This is a genomic window from Hyphomicrobium sp. (assembly GCF_036780825.1).
In the GTDB taxonomy this organism is placed as follows: domain Bacteria; phylum Pseudomonadota; class Alphaproteobacteria; order Rhizobiales; family Hyphomicrobiaceae; genus Hyphomicrobium_C.
Window position 1 is genome coordinate 202 of the sequence record NZ_DAIQCD010000033.1, and the last position, 15,029, is coordinate 15,230.

The window sequence follows — 15,029 nt, forward strand, 5'->3', positions numbered from 1 at the left end:
TTTTTTTCCTTGCTCTTTGAGTTATTTTTTAACGGTGTTTTAGGTTATTTTGTTATGTGGGTGGGGGGGGCCAAATCTGGGGCCGCCGCGCTTTCCTTTACCGGCTTTTTGTTTTCATCTGTCCGTCGACGTGCGGTTGGCTCATAGATAGCCCATGCCGTGTTCCGGCTCTGCGATACCTCCTCGCCGCTCGATCCGGACTTCGAGACCATGCTGATCCGTGATGCCGTCCCCAGTGACGAGCCCACCTGGCGCAAGCTGTGGTTGGATTACCTTGCCTTCTACGAGGCCGATGTGCCGGAAAAGGTTACGGCCAGGACCTGGGAGAGGCTAATCCGCAAGCAGGACGGTCTCCTCTGCCGGGTGGCGGAGAGCTCAGGCGTGACATGCGGCTTCAGCCTTTCGGTGCTGCATGCCGGCACGTGGACGACCACCCCTGTCTGTTATCTCGAGGATCTCTTCGTCGCTCCGGAATACCGCGGCCGGGGTATCGGTGAAGCGTTGGTCCGGGACCTTGTCGGGCTCGGCAAGACTTGCGGATGGTCGGGTCTTTATTGGCATACGCAGGCAGGCAATCAGACGGCTCGAAGCGTTTACGATCGCTTCGCCAAGGCCGACGACTTCGTGCGCTATCGGCTCTCTCTTCGATAATTGTGGCGGCCAATGCGTCTTCTCCGGGCCGCCGCGGAGGGCAGCGCCCGGCTGCGGAGCGAATCAGCGTGCAAGGCCACGGCCGGCCGCCGGGCAGCATAACGAAAGAAAGCCCTGCTAATCCGGGCATCTCGGGCCTCTGCCCAGGACTTAACACAACATTTACTCCGCCCTGTCAGCCTCCAAGCATACGGGTTTCTTGTTCGTGCTGCGTCTGACCCTCGACGATCTATCGCAGCCGAAGCGTACGGCGGCCCTGGCCGCCATCCCCGCAAGGGAGCGCAACCGGCTGTGGGCACCGCACCGCATCCTTGGGGACCCCGCATGCTCCTATTCGATCAGGAGGGCCAGCCGCCACGCCGGAGCATCTATGGCCCTGCCGGACCGGCAGCCGGCGACACGAGCCTCATTCTCGAAGACATCGCGCGCCAGATCGAGGGGTCGCAGCGCAAGCAAAGCGCCACCCTGACACACGTCGTCGACCGGCTGAGATGCGTCTCCAGCGAAATGCCGGCCTTACCTGCCGATGATGCGAGCGATGGGCCGTGGGACAGGCATACCGCCGAAGAACTGATGCGCGGCTATGAGGCGGCGACGGCCCCGCACACTCAAGGTGCATCAACACAAGGCCAGGCCGATTGGATCGGGGAGCGTTTCGACGACGTTACCCGGACGATCGAGAAGGCGCTCGCAGAGCTCAGGCCCACGTCAACGATCTCCCTTCTCGAGGATCGGCTCGAGACGTTCCAAAACGAGATCAGCACCGCGCTGAAAGACATCGTCCGGCGCGAGGATCTGGGCAGCCTCCGCGTCATCGAAGGGCACGTCAACGATCTCGGCGGCAAGCTCGACGAACTCGAGCAGCATGTCACGCGCATCGACACGATCGAGAGCGACCTGCGCAACGTCATGGCACAAGTGTCCGACGAGCGGATCGCCAAACTCATGGACTATGACAGCCGCTTCTCCGCGGATCTCGAGGCCGTGGCACGGCGCACCGCCGAAGAAGTGCAAAGCCGCCTCAGAGACGACAATGAGCAAGCGGAAAACATGGCGCGACGCCACGAGGAACTGCGCGCGCTGATCGAGGCCTCCATCGTCGACCGGCGCGAGGCGGAGATGCAGGCAGCCTCTCTCGTCACCGGGCTTTCCGGGCGGGTGAGCGAACAGGCCGACCGCTATGATGCGCTGAAAGCCCTGCTGGAGCAGGCGATTCAGGAGCAGAGGCAGAACGAGCAGACGGCGCTCTCGATGCTCGATACGCTGCAGCAGGCGCTCGTCACCGTGCTCGACCGGATGGACGCGCTCGAGCACGGCAGCCGCGATGCCGGCGCGCCTAGCGAAGCGGCAGCACAAGCGCCTGTGCCCGCTCCCTCACTCCCCGCCGATATCGACATACCCACCGGAGGCGGAGACGGGCCGGCGGCGGACCATGAGACGGGCTACGCGTTCCGCGACACACGCTACGATATGCCAACTGCGAAGGAACGGGCGGAGCTCGCCGAGGCTTCGGAGGCGCCCTCACCGTCTGCGGATGCCGGCAGCTCGCTGGTCGAGGATGCGGAGTCGCCGGTCGATAGGCTGCGGCGCGACTTCATCGCCGATGCCCGGCGCGCCAAGCTCAAGGCGACAGCCAATCGCGCCGAGACGCTTAGCGAGCACAGTGCTGCGTTCGCGGACAAGCCGGTCATCCCGGCGGATGCGTCCTTCGCGTTCTCGCAAGAGCCGCGCGCCTCTCTCGGAGGCAGCTCGGGGCGCATGTTCGGCATGTCCACGAAGCTTCTGGCTGCCGTTCTCGTGCTGATCATCGCCATCAACGGGGGCTTGCTCCTGCTGACGCGCAAAGCCGATCCTGGCGCCACGCCCCCGATCGCCACGGAACCCGCTCCGACCGCGGGCGCCGATGTCGGCTCAAGCGGGGGCGACGGCGAACGGGGCATGGCAGGCACGTCGCAAACCGGCGACCGCTCCGATGCCGGCTCGCCTGCGACCGGCGGCAAGTTGATGACGCCGTACGGTTTCCAGGATGACGTTCTCGATCCGACCGTCGATCTTTCCCTGGACAGGAGCGGCGCAGGAGACATTCCGCAAGGAGTGACCATCGCCGGGGCTGGCGACGCACTTTCCGACATGACGGTCGCACGGGTCTATGAGCAGCAGGTCCTCGCAAGCCTCTCCGGCAAGCTCGGGTCGATCGCTGCCGGCCATTCCGCTGATGCGCTCCTGCCCGAGCACAGCGGACGTGTCGATGCGGCCTATACGCCACCCGGCTTGGCTGAGGGCACAGCAGCGCCGCAGGGTGAGGCTGCACTCGATCTTCCGCCCGCGACGGTCGGACCGATGTCGCTCCGGCTCGCGGCAGCGGGCGGCGATGCATCAGCTGAATTCGAGGTTGCCGCGCGTCTCGCGGAAGGCAAAGGCACGGGACAGAACTACGCAGAGGCGCTCGTCTGGTACCAGCGCTCGGCGGCGAAGGGCTTCGTCCAGTCCCAATATCGGCTCGGCACGCTCTACGAGCGCGGGCTCGGCACGGATAAGGATCTCGAGCGCGCCAAGGTGTGGTACGGACGCGCCGCCGCCGGCGGCAACGTCAAAGCCATGCACAATCTCGCCGTACTGATCGCCGGCGGCGAGCAGGGCGAGCCCGACTATGGCGCGGCGATGCCCTGGTTCCTCAAGGCGGCCGAGCACGGGCTGGCCGACAGCCAGTACAATCTCGGCGTCCTCAGCGAGAATGGGATCGGCGTCAAAGCGGACCGCATCGGCGCATATCGCTGGTATGCGCTTGCCGCCAGGGGCGGAGACGCGGATGCCACGGCGCGGCGCGATGCGCTCAAGGCTGAGCTCGGCGCGCAGGACCTCGCAAAGGCGGAGGCTCTGGTTGAGGCTTTCAAGGCCCACCCTATGTCGCCCCTTGCCAACGACGCCCGCACGGCCGGCGAAGACTGGAAGAAGCGTGCTCAGAAGGACACGAGCACCTAGAGCCGTTCCGCTTCAGGCAGAATCGGGGAACGGCTCTAAGTTTTTGTTTGATCGTGCTTCTCCGGAAGCACTCTAAGAGCGCCCTCTCCTGCTCGCATCAGACCACAGCGCGCCGCGTAAGCACCCGCGCCGACGTGCCCGCTTGGGGGTCGAGCCACGTGGCGGCGCTGATGCTGGCCCTCGCGGCAAAGCTCAAATACGATGCTCCTCGGGGAGCGAGCCTGATCTCATGACGACCTTGGTTCGGCCTTTACCGTGCGGGAATGGCCGAGCCCGGTTTCCTGCACCCCAGCAACCGACGACCAAACGGGCGTAGCACACGCAAGAGAATGCACATCTACCTGCCGATCGCCGAAATGAGCGTCAACATGCTGCTGTTTCTCGGCATGGGCGCGGCGGTGGGTTTCCTCTCGGGCCTGTTCGGCGTCGGCGGCGGCTTCCTGATGACGCCGCTCCTCATCTTCTCCGGCATTCCCTCACCCGTGGCGGTCGGCACGGGCGCAACGCAAATCGTCGCCGCCTCCGTATCCGGCGCGATCGCCCAATACCGGCGCAACAATATCGACATCAAGATGGGCGTCGTGCTGCTGGCGGGCGGTGCCGTTGGCTCCGTGATCGGCGTCAGAATCATGGGTATCCTGACCCAGGCTGGGCAGTTCGACCTGTTCGTGGCGCTCGCTTATGTAACCTTCCTCGGCGTGATCGGCATGCTGATGCTGATCGAGAGCGTCAATGCGCTGCGACGGGCGCACGCAGGCCAGCCGCCCACTTGGCGCCGCTCCGGACAGCACAACTGGATACACAAGCTGCCGCTCAAGATGCGCTTCCACCGCTCGAAGCTTTATATCAGCGCCGTGCCGCCGATGGTGATCGGGGCCTTCGTCGGCTTTCTCGCCGCGATCATGGGTGCGGGCGGCGGCTTCATCATGGTGCCAGCCATGATCTACCTTCTGCGCGTGCCGACGAATGTCGCCGTCGGCACCTCGCTGTTCCAGATCGTGTTCGTCTCGGCCATGACCACCGTCATGCAGTCGACGGAGAACTACAGCGTCGACATCGTGCTCGGCTTCATTCTCATCATCAGCAGCGTAATCGGCGCGCAGTATGGCGCGGCGGCCGGGGCGCGCCTTAGGGGCGAGCAGCTGCGGTTTCTGCTCGCGGGGCTCGTGCTTCTCGTCTGCGCCCGCATTGCCTGGGATCTCGTCGCAACCCCGCCCGAGCTTTACTCGATCTCTTTCGCGGGAGGGCCGCCGTGACCGCGCATCCCCGCAACAGCCGCCGCCGTCTCGCGTGGCTGGCCGCAGCAATGGCCACCGCCGTCGCCCTTTCGGGAACGGCCGGTACGGGCGCGCTGGCCCAAAGCGCCAAGGATGGGCCACGCGTGGAGCAACGGGCCGAGCCGCCGCGCGACCGGCAACAGCAGCGCAAGCACGCGGCAGATTCGAAAGCCACCGTCGCTCAAGCCAGACGCCGGGGCGCTCAGCAAAACGCGGGGGCCGCACCCAAAGAAGCGGTCGAGGCCGACGTTTCATCGCGGACCATTCCCATCACGTCGGCCTTCACGGGAACCGAGGTTGTCGTGTTCGGTTCCGTGGTGAACAGCCAGCAGCCGAGCGCGGAAGCGGGATATTACGATGTGATCGTCGTGCTCGAGGGCATGCCGACACCGCTCATCGCACGGCGCAAATCCAATATCGCCGGGCTATGGGTCAACACCGATTCGGTCACTTTCGAGAGCGTGCCGAGCTATTACGCCATCGCCTCCACGCGCCCCATCGAGGAGATCGCGGAGCCGGCGCTGCTCGAACGGCACGCGATCGGGCACGATTATGCGCGTCTTTCGCTGGCGGCCCGCTCAGCTGTCGAGACCGAGAGCGGCGAACTCAAGGACTACAAGGACGCGGTGATCCGTCTGAAGCAGAACGATGGGCTCTATATCATGCGCGACTATGCCGTGATCTTCATCGGCAAGAGCCTGTTCCGAGCTTCTATCGCGCTGCCCGCGAACGTGCCCGTGGGGCCGCTCACGGCGCGCGTTTATCTGCTGCGCGAGGGGCAACTGCTCAGCTCGTTCCAGTCGCGGGTGCTGCTCGAGCGGAGCGGATTGGAGCTTTGGATCTACCAGTCCGCCATGCGCCATCCGCTCTACTACGGCCTTGCCGCCGTGCTGATCGCAACGCTGGCGGGGCTGCTCGCCTCCATGCCGCTGAGGCGGAAGACAGGCACCTGAGAGGCTGCACGGCAGTGCGGGCAACGGTCCGCGCCTCTCAGAACGATCCGGCTCAGTCCTCTTTCAGAAGGCGCGGCGCGATGGGATAGAGGCCTTCCTGTCCGAGCACCAGGACAGAAAGGCCCTCGTTTCCGAACAGCGGCGCGAACGCCTCGTCCAGCACATTGAGGCCGCCGGCATAGGTTCCGAAGGCGGGGAGCACCAGCCGCATGCCGTTGCCGACGAAGCACGGGCGGCGGATGACATGGCCGTGGAAGGAGACGCGCGCCGCCGGATGCAGATGGCCCGCGATCTCATGCGTCACCGGGCTCGCCGTCGGCTCGTGGCGGAAGGTGAGCCCCGAGAGCGTCACCTCGTGCAGCACCGTGCCACCGAGAGCATCGTCGATGACGGGATCATGGTTGCCGTTGAGCCAGACCCACTCGCGGCCCTCCTGAAGGATGGCGAGCGTGCCGCGATCCTCAGCGCTCATGCGATCGACGGCACCCGTGTCGTGGAAGCTGTCGCCGAGGCAGAGCACGCTGGCGGCCGGATAAGCGTCGAGCGTGACGGCCAGCCGCTCGAGCGTGGCAGCGGTGTCGTAAGGGGGAAGCAGCACGCCGCGCGAGGCGAAGGCGGATCCCTTCTCGAGGTGAAGATCGGCGACGATCAGGATGTCCTCGGCTGGCCAGTAAAGCGCGCCCGATACGTCCGCCACGAAAGAGCGGCCGCCAATCGAGAGCGGCTGGCGGCTGAACTCACCGACGTCGAGGCGCTCGGGCTTGAGCTCCAGCATTGGCAAAGCGTTTTTCACGTGCTTCCCCCTCTTCGTGCCCCAGCTCAGCCCGCATCGCCTCCGCGATCAACTCCTCGGCCGCCTCGCGCAAGAGATCCTCACGCGTCAGCCGGCCAACGGGCTCGATGCCGATCTCAAGCAGGATCGGAACCGCAAGCGGCGACACCCGATCCAAAGCTTGATGCCTGATTCGCCCCCTTGCACGGGTCAGGAACTCGCCGAGCCGGGCAATATCCAAAAGCCCCGTGGCGGCATCCTCCCAGGCGGCCTCGAGCAGGATATGCCCGGGGTCATGGCGGCGGAGAACGTTGTAGATGAGATCAGTTGATATTGTAACCTGGCGGCCGCTTTTTTCCTTGCCGGGATGTCGCCGCTCAATCAGGCCGGCGATGACGGCGACAGTGCGGAACGTACGCTGCATGAGGCTTGATTCCGCGAGCCAGGCTTCGAGGTCATCACCGAGCATATCCTCGTCGAAGAGGTTCGCGAGGGAGAGGCTGCCTTCGGCGATGCGCGCCGAGAGGTCGCCGAGGCCCCAGATGGCGAGGCCGTAGTCGTTGGCGACGAAGCCCAGAGGCCGCGCGCCCATGCGCTCGAGCCGGCGCGTCAGCAGCATTCCGAGCGTCTGATGGGCGAGACGCCCTTCGAACGGATAGGCGACGAGGAAGTGGCGCGAGCGGCGCGGGAACGTCTCCACCAGAACGTCGTCGGTACCGGGGAGCTGCGAGTGCTCCGCCTGCAGGCCAAGCCACTCGGCAACAGGCGTCGGCAGGTCGACCCATGTCCGCCGGTTGGCGAGCATGGCGCGCACGCGCCGGGCGAGGTGAGTCGAAAGCGGGAACTTGCCGCCGGCATAGCTCGGGATCATGGCGTCGGCACCGGGCGCACGCGTGACGAAGGCCTCCGTCTCCGCGAGCCCCTCGAAGCGCAGGATCTCTCCGGCGAACACGAACGTATTGCCGGGCGCGAGCTGCTCGATGAAATACTCCTCGACCTCGCCCAACACGCGGCCGCCCATGAGAGGCGGCAACGCTCCCGGCCGCCCGGTCTTGCGGGCGCGCTGGCGGCCGACGAGGCGAACCTTGATCATCGGCGCTTCGACGATGGTGCCAGCGTTCATGCGGTACTGGCTGACGAGGCGCGGATGGGCCAGCCGCAGGCGGCCGTCATCGGTGGGGCGCAGCTTGGCGAAGCGCTCGTAGGAGCGCAGCGCATAGCCGCCGGTGGCAACGAAATCGACGACGCGGTCGAAGCGGGCGCGGGTGAGCCCGGCATAGGGCGCGGCGGAGCGCACCTCCTCGTAGAGCGCATCGGGCTTGAACGGGCCGTGGCAGGCCATACCGAGCACGTGCTGGGCCAGCACATCCAATCCGCCGGAGCGCGAGATCACCGCATCCTGCTCACCGGCCTTGGCGGCCTCGAGCGCGGCCCGGCATTCGAGAACCTCGAAGCGGTTGGCGGGCACGAGCAGCGCGGCCGATGCCTCGTCGAGGCGGTGGTTGGCGCGGCCGATGCGCTGCGCGAGCCGGGACGCGCCCTTCGGCGCGCCGACGTTGATGACGAGGTCCACGTCGCCCCAGTCGATGCCGAGGTCGAGCGTCGACGTGGCGACGACGGCACGCAGGCGGCCCTCGGCCATGGCGGCCTCCACCTTCAGGCGGCGCGCCTTGTCGAGCGAGCCGTGATGGAGCGCGATGGGCAGCGCCTCATCGTTGATGCGCCACAGCTCCTGGAACACCAGTTCCGCCTGCATGCGCGTGTTGACGAAGACCAGCGTCGTCTTGCGCGCGCGGATGGCGCGGTAGATCTCGCCCATCGCATAGCGGGCCGAGTGGCCGCTCCAGGGCACCGGATCCTCGATCTCGAGGATCTCGATCTCGGGCTCGGCGCCCCCGGGCGCGATGACGAGATCAGCGAGCACGCGCATGGCGTCGGGTGCGCGCTGCGGCACGAGATAGCTCATGAGCTCGGACGGACGCGCGACGGTGGCGGAGAGCCCGAGGGTGATGAGGCCGGGCGCGATCGTGTTCAGGCGCGCGAGGCCGAGGGACAGCAGGTCGCCGCGCTTCGACGGCGCGAGCGCGTGCAGCTCATCCAGGATCACGGTGTCGAGATTGGCGAAGATGTACGCCGCTTCGGGGCTCGACAGCATCAGCGCCACCTGCTCCGGGGTCGTAAGCAGGATCTGCGGCGGCTTCACACGCTGGCGGGCGCGCCGCGCGGCGGAGGTGTCGCCGGTGCGCGTCTCGATCGCGATCTTGAGGCCCATCTCGGAAACCGGCGCCAGCAGGTTGCGGGCGATGTCCTCGGCGAGCGCCTTCAAGGGCGAGATGTAGAGCGTCCTGAGACCCGCTCCGCGTTTGGGCTGAGGCGCGCCGGACAGTGCGATCAGGCTCGGCAGGAACCCGGCTAGGGTCTTGCCGGCCCCGGTCGGCGCGATGAGCAGCGTCGGACGGCGCTCGCGCGTTTTGGCAATGAGGGCGAGCTGGTGGGCGCGAGGCTGCCAGCCGCGACGGCGGAACCAGTCCGCGAACGGCGCCGGCAAGGCCACGGCCGTATCATCGGGCGGTGCCCGGCGCCGCGGGGCCGACCGCCTTACCGCCTTATCAGATACGCTACGCACGCGAGGCTTCCTTCGCTGCCGCCGATCACTTAAAACGCGTTCACCTGCGTTAGAGTTGAATTGAGCGGCGCGAAGGCGCTTTAAGTATGTGTTCGGGTGACTGATTCAGGTTCTCATATCCCGAACGATCAGGCTCTACGTAAGGAAGCAACGCGCTGCTACAGGGACCTTTCCATGGACCGTAACACGATTTTCGGCGGGAACCCGCTGGGCGTGATCCTTCGCCTCGCCCTGATCTCGATCGTCGTCGGGATCGTGATGAAGGCGCTCGGCATCGACCTCGGAAACTTCTTCGAGCGGATCAACGAGCTGTTGCGGAACATCTACGATCTCGGTTTCGGCGCCATCGAGTGGGTGCTCGAATACCTGGCGCTCGGCGCGCTGGTGGTGGTGCCGATCTGGATCGTTGCGCGCCTCTTCGGCGCCGCGCGCTCCAAATCTAAGCCGGAATGAGGTGAGGGTCTCGCGCCCTCTCTCCGCTTTTAGTGCAGCGTCGCATCCCGCGACGCCCTGCCCCACGATCAGAGCTCCTTGGCCGCCCACTCCGCGCTTAGCGTTCCGGTGAGCGCGGCAATTGAGCCTACGCCACGCTCTCGGCATGCCTCGGCGAGGTGCGCGTTGATCCGCCCGATCAAGCCGGGGCCTTCATAGATGAGGCCTGTATAGAGCTGAAGGAGGCTTGCGCCTGCCTCGATCTTTGAGAGCGCCGCCTCCGGACTGTCGATGCCGCCAATGCCGATGAGCGGCACCCTACCCTCCGTCTCCCGATGGACGCGCGCGAGCATCACCGTCGCGCGGTGAAAGAGCGGCCGCCCCGATAGCCCACCAGTTTCCTCAGCGGCCGGATCGGTCAGTCCGCTGCGGTCGAGCGTGGTGTTGGAAACCGCTATCCCATCGATGCCGTGACGGAGGAGCACGGCAACGGTATCCGCCAGCTCCTCATCGGAGAGATCGGGTGCGAGCTTGACGGCGATGGGACGATGCGGCGCTCCCTCCGCAATTCTGGCCGCCCGCGCCGCCATCAGGCGCGACAGCAGCGCATCGAGCGCGTCCGGGGCTTGCAGGCCACGCAGGCCGGGTGTGTTCGGCGAGGAGATATTGACGGTGAAATAGCTCGCCACGTCATAGAATACATGAAGGCCCGCAACGTAATCGCCAATGCGATCCGGACTCTCCTTGTTGGCGCCGATGTTCACCCCGACGATGCCGCGCCGCGCCCTCGCTGACAGATGTTTCAACGCTGCCGCATGCCCCGCGTTGTTGAAACCCAGCCGGTTGATCACCGCCCCGTCTTCGACCAGCCGGAAAACGCGTGGCTTTGGATTGCCCGCCTGCGGGAGGGGCGTCGTGGTCCCGATTTCGGCGAAGCCGCATCCGAGGCCGAGGATGGCATCGGGAACGCGCGCATCCTTGTCGAACCCTGCCGCGATGCCGACGGGGTTCGGAAACTCGAGGCCCCAAAGCGACGTCTTAAGCTCTCCCCGCGCCGCGCTTGCGCACCTCGGATAGATGCCGACCTCGAGCGCGCGCAACGTGAGATCATGGGCGACCTCAGGGTCGAGCGTGAGCAGGAGCGGCCGGGCCAAGCGCGACAGGGGGCCGATCATGCCGCGATATCCTCCGGAAGGATGGGAATGCCATCGGCGTCAAGCGGCAGGGGCTTCTCCCACAGCACCGATGCCGTTGGAAGATTGCCGTAAAGATGCGGAAAGAGCGCGCCGCCGCGCGATGGCTCCCACACCAGCGCCGCGCCCAAGGCCGCCGCGTCGAAAGCCACTAGGAGGAGATCGTCCACGTCCTTGAAATGCTTGGCCGCCGTCTCCCTCACCTGGTCGGCAGCCGACAGATGGATGAAGCCGTCGCGCATGTCGTCGGGCGAGCCCCTGAATACGCCTTCCCGGCACGCCTCGCGCCAGGCCTTGGACGCTACGATCTTAAAAATCATGATGCCAGTGTGTCCACTTTCACTCAGTGCGGGGGAACGTGGCGCGCAAGGCGCCGCGCCATATTTCCGCCCGCCCTCGCCTGCGTTACATTAGCCTGCTCGCTCGCGCTCTGAGGCAGAGATGACAGCTACAAGCCCGGTCGCGCGAGGGAGCCAACGCAGTATCAAGCGGGGCTAATAGCACGGGTTCTTGGGTCGGCGCGCAATCCCGATCGTCACATCTCAACTGAAAATCCAGCGGATATATTCAGGGCGCCCAAAGCACGAGGCCTTGGGAGAGGGATGCCGTGCTCCATCGGACGGAAGGACGGGACGTCGGCGTGCACGAGCTTGTTTCAGTGAGCGTATTACCTCTCAAGGATCTCTTCTCCGACGATTTCCATTTCCACCTTCCGTACTTCCAGCGGGCTTATGCGTGGCAGACGGAGCAGGTCGGCCGGCTCCTGTCGGATATTACGAGCGCCATGCGCGCGAGCGACGGCGGCCGCGGCTATTTCCTTGGCCGGCTGATGCTCGGAAAAAAACCCGGACAGCCGCAGGCCGCGCTCGTCGACGGGCACCAGCGCATGATGACGCTCACACTGCTCTTCGCCGTGCTGCGGGACCTCGAAAGCAATCCGGTGCAGCAGGAGCGCCTGCATAGCTTCGTGCGCGGCCGCCATCTTCGGCTCTGCCCACAGGAGGCTGTCGCGGATGCCTGCGAGCGTTACGTGCAAGGCCCCGGGGCGACGGCTCTCGATCCCGAGGGGGATTTCGACATCCTGTCTGAAACCGAGCGCAATCTAATTGAAAACCGGAACTATCTGCGCGCGGAGCTGACGGGCATCGAATACACGCCCGACGTCCGGCATCGCCTCATCGATTATCTCGCCGAGCAATGCTGCGTGATCGTCTCCTCGGTCGAGGACGAGGAGATGGCGTGGGCGTTCCTACGCACGGAGGAGGAGACGCGCCTCGACTTCACGAAGTCGGACCGCGCCAAGTTCAGCCTGCTCTCCATCGTGCCTGCGGGCGATCGCGCCGAATGCCAGGGCATATGGGAGACGTGCGAAGCGCTCCTCGGAGGCGGCGACCTGCACGCGCTGCTCGGGCACCTGCGAACTCTCAAGAGCCGCCGCCAGAGCAACAAGCCGATCGAGATCGAGATCGCCGAGACGTATAAGCTCAACCAGCCGGGCGCCGGCAAGTCGTTTCTGGCCGGCGAGCTCAAACCCGCTGCCGAGCGCCTCGCAGCACTGCGGCGGACGACCGAAAATCCCTTCGGCGTCGGCAAGTTTGTCGAGCGGCTGTCATGGATCGACACGCAATTGTGGGTCCCGGCCAGCCTCGTCTGGCTGCAGCGGAAGCGCGATCCGCGCGAGACGCAGATGTTCTTTATGCGTCTGGAGCGCCTGGTCTGGATGATGCGCATCGCCGGCTTCGATCCAACGAAGCAGCACACCCGCATCATACAGCTTCTCGGCGAGATCGAGCGGGGCAAGCCGGTGAGCGGCATGGGCGAGCTCGAGGTAACGGCCGAGATGCGCGAGAAGGCGCTGGCGAACTTGCGCAGCCCTTCCTTCGACGCCAAGCATTTCTGTGCGCGCGTGCTGAGGCGAATCAGCATCGCGATGGGTGAGGATCCGGGCCCCGTCTCGCGAGACCGGCTCACAATCGAGCATCTTCTGCCGCGCGCGTTTGCACCACGAAGCGGCTGGCGCACGCATTTCCCATCGCATCGCGCGGTGAAGCAGCACGCGCACCGGCTCGGCAACCTGACCTTCCTCTCGCCGGAGCACAACCAGACGGCCGACCAGCAGGACTGGACGCGAAAGCGCGCCATTCTCGCGCGCTCAGAGTTCCTGCTCTCGCGGCAGCTTGCGGATTACGAGACGTGGACGCCGGCCGAGATCTTCGGCCGCACCGAGGAGCTGATCCGCGTCCTATTCACGGACTGGGGCATCAAGCTCTGAGACGCGTCATCCGATCGCGGCGCTAGAGTGCTTCCGGAAAAGTGGAAACCGGTTTTCCGGAAAGAAGCACGAAGAAAACCGGAACGGCTCTAGGAGACGGCGGCGTCCGCGGCGACGAGATCGCCCTTCAGCGCCGCATCAATCAGCGAACGCGTTTCCGCGATGCCATAGAGTGCGATGAACGAGCCGAAGCGCGGGCCTTTGCTCTCACCCAGCAGGATCTCATAGATGCTGTTGAACCAGGCGTTCGAGACACCAGGCTTCTCCGGCGTCGCGCCCTTGGCGGCGAAATCCTGATAGCGCGGCACGGCACGGCCCACGTCATAGAGAATGGTCTGCAGGTCTTCGGCGCTAGCATCCGCGGGCGCCTTGGCCAGGGCCTCGGAGAGCGCTTCGAGCGCCGCGCGCTCGACGTCGTCGGCTGGACGATGGCGCTTCTTCGGCCTAACGAAATCCGTGTAGTAGCGCACGGCATAGCCCGCGAGTTCATCGAGCAGCGGATGCGCCTCGGGGCTCGCGCCGGGGAAATGGCGGCGGATGAAGCCCCAGAGCACGGACTTATCGGCGGCGTTCGAGGCTGCGACGAGGTTCAAGAGCAGCGCAAAAGTGATCGGCAGCTCGCCCTGGGGCGGCGTGCCGCCGTGAAGGTGCCAGACGGCATTGTCGAGCCGTGCCCTGCCCTCCTGGCGCGGATAGGCGGCAAGCAACTGCAGATACTCGTCGACGGCGCGCGGAATGACGTCGAAATAGAGCCGCTTCGCCGTCTTCGGCTTCTGGAACATGAAGAGAGACAGGCTTTCGGGCGAGGCGTACGTAAGCCATTCCTCGATGGTGAGCCCGTTGCCTTTCGACTTCGAGATCTTCTCGCCGCGCTCGTCGAGGAACAGCTCGTAATTGAAGCCCTCGGGCGGCGTGCCGCCGAGCGCCCGGCAGATCTTCGACGAGAGCGTAACCGAGTCGATGAGATCCTTGCCGGCCATCTCATAGTCGATGCCGAGCGCCGTCCAGCGCATGGCCCAATCGGCCTTCCACTGGCATTTGACGCGGCCGCCCGTGACCGGAGTCTCGACCTTCTCGTCTGTCTCGGGATCGACGTAGACGACGGTGCCGGCCTTCGGATTGCGCTCGATCATCGGCACCTGGAGCACGCGCCCGGTGCGCGATGAGATCGGCAGGAAGGGCGAGTAGGTGGCGCGGCGCTCAGGCCCGAGCGTCGGCAGGATGATCTCCATGACCTTGTCGTAGACCTCGAGCATCCGGAGGAGCGTCGCATCGAACGCGCCGGAGGCGTAGCATTCGGTGGCCGAATAGAACTCGTATTCGAACCCGAAGCGATCGAGGAAATCGCGCAGCATCGCGTTGTTGTGATGGGCGAAGCTCTCGAACTTGCCGAACGGATCGGGGACGCGCGTCAGCGGCTCGTCGAGATGCTGGAGCAGCATGTCCTTGTTCGGCACGTTGTCCGGCACTTTGCGCAGGCCGTCCATGTCATCGGAGAAGCAGATGAGGCGCGTCTTGCGGCGCCCCTCGGTCAGCACCTCGAACGCATGGCGGACCATGCTGGTGCGGGCCACCTCGCCGAAAGTGCCGATGTGAGGCAAGCCGGACGGACCGTAACCGGTTTCGAACAGCACCGTCTTGGCGGCACCGTCCTCGATCTTGCCGAGACGGGCGATGAGCCGGCGCGCCTCTTCAAACGGCCACGCCTTCGCCTCGCCGAGTGCGGCTGACAAAGCGGGATCGAAGACAGGGTCGGTCATTGGCGGCTTTCAATATTTCTAAGTTTTTGTTCGATCGTGCTTCTTGCCGGAAATCGGTTCCCGCTTCCGGAAGCACTCTTTGGCTTGGTGGTCGGGGCGAAGATCAGCGGG

Annotated in this window: 11 protein-coding genes; 6 read left to right on the forward strand and 5 right to left on the reverse strand. The window is 65.4% G+C overall.

The window, feature by feature from the left end; translation table 11 throughout:
* Positions 1–210: 210 nt before the first annotated feature.
* The 4 genes from V7P99_RS11960 (at position 211) to V7P99_RS11975 (ending at position 5,863) form a co-directional block, all read left to right on the forward strand.
* The gene (locus tag V7P99_RS11960) at positions 211–651 is read left to right on the forward strand and encodes a GNAT family N-acetyltransferase (protein WP_333795074.1); all 441 of its coding nucleotides are present in this window, start codon (positions 211–213) and stop codon (positions 649–651) included.
* A gap of 324 nt (positions 652–975) precedes the next feature.
* A complete protein-coding gene (locus V7P99_RS11965; RefSeq protein WP_333795053.1) occupies positions 976–3,633 on the forward strand; it encodes a hypothetical protein in 2,658 nt (885 codons plus the stop codon).
* A gap of 329 nt (positions 3,634–3,962) precedes the next feature.
* A complete protein-coding gene (locus V7P99_RS11970) occupies positions 3,963–4,889 on the forward strand; it encodes a sulfite exporter TauE/SafE family protein (protein WP_333795054.1) in 927 nt (308 codons plus the stop codon).
* Positions 4,886–5,863, forward strand: coding sequence for a TIGR02186 family protein (locus V7P99_RS11975; protein WP_333795055.1), 978 nt, complete (start codon positions 4,886–4,888; stop codon positions 5,861–5,863). The genes V7P99_RS11970 and V7P99_RS11975 overlap by 4 nt, the downstream gene beginning before the upstream one ends.
* A gap of 52 nt (positions 5,864–5,915) precedes the next feature.
* Here the strand turns inward: V7P99_RS11975 and pdeM are convergent, their stop codons facing one another.
* The gene (pdeM, locus tag V7P99_RS11980; protein WP_333795056.1) at positions 5,916–6,638 is read right to left on the reverse strand and encodes a ligase-associated DNA damage response endonuclease PdeM; all 723 of its coding nucleotides are present in this window, start codon (positions 6,636–6,638) and stop codon (positions 5,916–5,918) included.
* On the reverse strand, positions 6,601–9,261 hold the full coding sequence (locus V7P99_RS11985) for a ligase-associated DNA damage response DEXH box helicase (RefSeq protein ID WP_442909901.1): 2,661 nt from the start codon (positions 9,259–9,261) through the stop codon (positions 6,601–6,603). Before V7P99_RS11985 ends, pdeM begins: the two co-directional genes overlap by 38 nt.
* Positions 9,262–9,435: 174 nt before the next feature.
* Between V7P99_RS11985 and V7P99_RS11990 the strand changes: the two genes are divergently transcribed.
* On the forward strand, positions 9,436–9,714 hold the full coding sequence (locus V7P99_RS11990; protein ID WP_333795057.1) for a DUF6460 domain-containing protein: 279 nt from the start codon (positions 9,436–9,438) through the stop codon (positions 9,712–9,714).
* Between the two features lie 68 nt (positions 9,715–9,782).
* Here V7P99_RS11990 and V7P99_RS11995 read toward each other — a convergent pair whose 3' ends face one another.
* Together V7P99_RS11995 and V7P99_RS12000 are read right to left on the reverse strand one after the other, a co-directional pair.
* Positions 9,783–10,868 carry a quinone-dependent dihydroorotate dehydrogenase gene (locus V7P99_RS11995; RefSeq protein WP_333795058.1) on the reverse strand — a complete coding sequence of 362 codons (1,086 nt, stop codon included), beginning with the start codon at positions 10,866–10,868 and terminating at the stop codon, positions 9,783–9,785.
* Positions 10,865–11,206, reverse strand: coding sequence for a DUF952 domain-containing protein (locus tag V7P99_RS12000; protein ID WP_333795059.1), 342 nt, complete (start codon positions 11,204–11,206; stop codon positions 10,865–10,867). The genes V7P99_RS11995 and V7P99_RS12000 overlap by 4 nt, the downstream gene beginning before the upstream one ends.
* Before the next feature lie 338 nt (positions 11,207–11,544).
* Between V7P99_RS12000 and V7P99_RS12005 the strand changes: the two genes are divergently transcribed.
* Entirely contained in the window at positions 11,545–13,158 is a 1,614-nt protein-coding gene (locus V7P99_RS12005) for a DUF262 domain-containing protein (protein ID WP_333795060.1), read from the forward strand.
* Between the two features lie 89 nt (positions 13,159–13,247).
* Here the strand turns inward: V7P99_RS12005 and V7P99_RS12010 are convergent, their stop codons facing one another.
* Positions 13,248–14,918: a lysine--tRNA ligase gene (locus tag V7P99_RS12010; protein ID WP_333795061.1), complete on the reverse strand. Its 1,671-nt coding sequence runs from the start codon at positions 14,916–14,918 to the stop codon at positions 13,248–13,250.
* Positions 14,919–15,029 lie beyond the last annotated feature (111 nt).

Bases quoted from the DNA above. Each gene is read 5' to 3' on its own strand.
- V7P99_RS11960 (WP_333795074.1), top strand. From the start codon at position 211: ATGCTGATCCGTGATGCCGTCCCCAGTGACGAGCCCACCTGGCGCAAG.
- V7P99_RS11965 (WP_333795053.1), top strand. From the start codon at position 976: ATGCTCCTATTCGATCAGGAGGGCCAGCCGCCACGCCGGAGCATCTAT.
- V7P99_RS11970 (WP_333795054.1), top strand. From the start codon at position 3,963: ATGCACATCTACCTGCCGATCGCCGAAATGAGCGTCAACATGCTGCTG.
- pdeM (WP_333795056.1), bottom strand. From the start codon at position 6,638: ATGCTGGAGCTCAAGCCCGAGCGCCTCGACGTCGGTGAGTTCAGCCGC.
- V7P99_RS11990 (WP_333795057.1), top strand. From the start codon at position 9,436: ATGGACCGTAACACGATTTTCGGCGGGAACCCGCTGGGCGTGATCCTT.
- V7P99_RS11995 (WP_333795058.1), bottom strand. From the start codon at position 10,868: ATGATCGGCCCCCTGTCGCGCTTGGCCCGGCCGCTCCTGCTCACGCTC.
- V7P99_RS12000 (WP_333795059.1), bottom strand. From the start codon at position 11,206: ATGATTTTTAAGATCGTAGCGTCCAAGGCCTGGCGCGAGGCGTGCCGG.
- V7P99_RS12010 (WP_333795061.1), bottom strand. From the start codon at position 14,918: ATGACCGACCCTGTCTTCGATCCCGCTTTGTCAGCCGCACTCGGCGAG.